Genomic DNA, 3,903 nt, shown 5'->3' with positions numbered 1-3,903 from the left:
CGCGCCGGACGCTTGCGCTAACCGAGGGTTCCACGCCCGGCGCGCTTGCCCTGAAACCATCCGCCGACTACCAATCTCAAACCGGCAGACTCTCGTTATGACCGAGGGACCCACGGGGGGCAGGTCATTGTAATTAGACCGGCTCGCCTCTTCCTTGTTGGGAAATGAGCGTGTGATCGTGTCCCAATCTTTGGTGTAGGAGCGCCGACCTCCGAAGAGGTTCGACCCTAATCAGGTGGCCACGGCGGGCAGCCTGACGGCAAGATTGCCAGTGATGCGGGCGAGGGTTTCAGGCGACATGTATCGGCGCGCGACGGCCCATGGGGAAGGTGCTGGCGGATTGGGCCTCGGGCAGCGCACCCGACATGCTGCCCTTCCCGGTTACCCCACCGCAGCCGATCCCGTTCCACTTCTTGAAAAAGCCGGCCGTCATGGCAACGGTGGCATGGTCCCGGCTGCGCGACGTGCTGGAGTAGCCTCCGGGCCGCACCCAATCACACCTCGCCTTCGGATACGGCATCCCCCCAAGGGCTCATGATCTCGGTCGCGCCGCAATTGCGGTTCGCTTCGCGCATGACGCCTGCAGGCACGGCAAAGGCATAAGGGTGGACGGTCCGCTTGGCGGTCGTTACGGGACCAAGAGTGGTCAGCGCATCGAAAACGTCGGGCGGCAGATCCTCGTCCATCACGGTGCTTGTGGCGCCCGAGGCGTCGATGCGGGGGGTGTGGAACGCGGCCTCCAGATCCATGCCGAAATCGACCATGAAGCTGGCCAGATTGGCCACCGCCGGAAGGATCTTGCGCCCGCCCGAGGCGCCGATGGCGAACATCCGGTCGCCCACCTGCCCCACGGTCGGGCAGACATTCATCAGGCAGCGGTTGCCCGGCGCCAGGGAGTTCGGCTTGCCGGGCTCGGGGTCGAACCACATGATGCCGTTGTTCAGCAGCATCCCGGTCTGCGGCGAGACGACATGGCTACCGAACATCGACAGCAGCGTCTGCGTCACGTTCACCATGTTGCCGTGGCGGTCCACCACGCTGAAGCTGGTGGTGCAGGCCGGGGCGCGCGGGCTTTCGCCGGTATCGCCCCCATGGACCAGACGGTCGCGATAGGCTGCGCCAAGCCCTGCGGCCAGCGCACCGTAACTGGCCGCCGAGGGCGCCTCGCCCGGCAGGAAGGCGGCCTCCATCTGCTGCAGGGTCTTCACAAGTTCGGCCCCGGCGGAGAGGCCCGAGGGCGCATGGATCACCGCGTCGCGATAGCGGATGGTCCGGGGCGCCGCGGCCTGCGCCCGATAGGCCCGCAGATCGTCTAGGGACAGGCAGCCTCCCTTGGCCCGTACATCCTCGACCAGCATGCCCGCAATGGCGCCGTCGTAGAAATCCTGCGGTCCGTGATCGGCAAGGCGGCGCAGGGTGGCGGCATGGGCACGCTGGTCCAGCCGGGCCGTCGTCGCCGTGGTCCATCCCGCGATATCGGGCCATTGCCCGTCCGCCAGAAACATCGCCGCCGCATCCGGATCCTGTGCCAGCTGGCGCGCCGCCGAGGCGATCAGCAGCGACGAATACCAGTCGAGCAGCATCCCCTCCTCGGCCAGCGCCACGGCGGGGGCCAACAGATCGGCCCAGTCCTTCGTGCCATAGCGCTCATGCGCCAGCGCCATGCCCGCCACGGTGCCGGGCACGGCCACCGAGGTCGCGCCATAGATGTTGCGATCGTCCCGGACCCGCGTCCACGGGAACAGGTCCGCCGCCTGCCGCCCCGGCTCCAGCGGGTAGTCAGCAACGTCCAGCGCGGCGGGGGACCGCATCCCGAACTCGATGGTCTCGGCCCGCCCCTCGCCCGCACGCCAGAGCGTCATCATGCCGCCGCCCATCGGTCCCGACATCCACGGCTCGACCACCCCCACTGCGAACGAGGTCGCGATAGCCGCGTCCATGGCATCGCCCCCCGAAGCCAGGACGGCCGCCCCGACCTCGGCGGCCTTGCGGTGCTGGCAGGCAACAACGCCGCCCTCGGTCCACACGACTTCCTTGCGGATGTGCTGCGTTCGGGAGAAATTCGTCATGTCATCGGCTTTCTGTCGTCATGGGCGCTCAGGAAGGCGCACTCCGGTTTGGCTCATCTGAAGATGTCTTGCTTGGGCATGCAAGTTCGACCGCGGCAAAATTTCCCCAGTCATGAGGACGCTTGGCCAATGGTGGGTGATGTTTCGCCATCCCACCGCAGTCCTTTTTCGTGAAAGAACGGCTCAATAAGTGACATCCTGCACTGGCAAAAAGACCGAGCAGTCAAATTGGAACATCTTGTCATTTCCCAAACTTGCACGCTGACTGGATCCTCATCACAGGCAGGACGTTGCTTTGGATAGTGCGAAATAGCCAAGCCGCGAGGGGATTTAATCAAATGTTGTCACTGGCGATGCCGTCTTCCGGGGTCGAGCAGGCGTCGGACTCAACTTTAACGTGACCCGCCTTCAGGCCTGACAGGGCTTGTGCTAAGGATGTCTGTCAAGCCTGCGTCGAGGAGCGGCTTGAAGATGAGATGGCACACCGAGGTTTGACATACCCTGCGGAGACGATGGACGATGAGCGACGTGCCGAAGGGTTTGGTCCCGTTTCCCTTGGATTTTGACCTCGATGAGGGGCCGTGCTTGGTATGTGGCGCTCAACTTGACTTGGAGTGGAGATGCACGGGATGTGGCGCAGATCATTTCGACGGCGTCATGCTCATCATAGGATATGGAAGGCCTCCGAAGGGCGCCGCCATGTCATCGGCGGCCAAGCCAACCCCCTCGCAGCCTTAAGTCGGACCAAACCCATGAGCCATTTAAGGTTGGACATGGAATGGCGCGGCATCTCATTGACCGTGCGAAGAAGTTCCACTGTCAGAAGTCTGCCAGAACCGGGCGATTTAAGCTCCGGTGCCGGACCTGTGCCTTTCCAACCGAGGAACAGCCGCCCTCGGATGACGATGTCCTTTGACGACTCCAGGCTCGAGATAATAGCGGAACGAGACGTAGATCTTGGTCACCGGCGCGCGGATCTCGTCTGAAAATTGCTCTGCAAATGAAGGCCAGGCCGTGTTGATGGCCTCGTGCCAGATCTCGGTGACCCTGTAGACGTTGAAGCAGTTGCCCCCGCGTGAACTGAAGGTGTCGAGGCATCGCAATGACAGCCATTCGTCGGTGCGCGGCAGATGGGCCAGCTCGTAGGACCCCAGGAAGACCTCCTCGGATATGTCGAATATGCTATCTGCCACGTTTCTTGCGACAAGACGATCTTCATAAATCTCAGCGCGGAATGTCATTTTCGTCCCCTTGTCGGCGTCCACTACGACCATGTAGCAGCCCTGCCCGGTAGGTCAAAATGTTTGACCAATTTCCTGTATCGCACGAGGCTGACCGAACGCCCCTCGCCTCTATTGCCAGTCCAGCATTCGTTCCTTATCCACGCACCATGCCGTTCAAGCCGGGATAGTCTGAGTTCGTGCATTTCCTCGACATGTTGTCCGATGCGGGTCATCCGTGCTCTTCGGCGGCTGTCTGTTCCAGCGCCTGGTTCAAGGCCCGCAGGACGTCGATATGGTGGACGCTGCCGATCAGGCGCGGAGGATCATCCGGGCCGTCGCAGGCCATCACGGCAAGACAGACAGCGCCGCAGCGGTCGAACAAAGGCAAGGCTTCGGCCAAGGTCGTGGTGGGGGCCACCGTAGGATGCGTTTCGGCCAAGGACCGGACCAGATCTTCCGCCGGGGCATCTTCGGCACCCGGAGCAGACGTTGACGCTTCCGGAATATCCGGGCGCAAGCGTGGTCGCGATGATCCCGAAGGCCAGGCCGGTCAGCGATCCCATGACCAGTGCCGGGGAAAAGACCCCGCCACCCATCCGCCCGCCCAGGGT

At 63.2% G+C, this 3,903-nt stretch carries 3 protein-coding genes; all 3 read right to left on the bottom strand.

From position 1 onward, the window contains the following. Positions 1 to 494: 494 nt before the first annotated feature. Positions 495 to 2,069, bottom strand: coding sequence for a gamma-glutamyltransferase (locus FA743_RS19955; protein WP_136887801.1), 1,575 nt, complete (start codon positions 2,067 to 2,069; stop codon positions 495 to 497). Between the two features lie 845 nt (positions 2,070 to 2,914). Further along, positions 2,915 to 3,343, bottom strand: a complete 429-nt coding sequence (locus tag FA743_RS19950; protein ID WP_136887800.1) for a hypothetical protein — start codon at positions 3,341 to 3,343, stop codon at positions 2,915 to 2,917. 178 nt (positions 3,344 to 3,521) lie between these two features. Then, a complete protein-coding gene (locus tag FA743_RS19945) occupies positions 3,522 to 3,710 on the bottom strand; it encodes a CBS domain-containing protein (protein ID WP_169308959.1) in 189 nt (62 codons plus the stop codon). Positions 3,711 to 3,903: the final 193 nt, after the last annotated feature.

The organism is Paracoccus gahaiensis, from assembly GCF_005048225.1.
GTDB classification, from domain to species: Bacteria; Pseudomonadota; Alphaproteobacteria; order Rhodobacterales; family Rhodobacteraceae; genus Paracoccus; species Paracoccus gahaiensis.
Note: the sequence above shows the minus strand (reverse complement) of the source record. Positions and strands in the feature narration are given on the sequence as shown.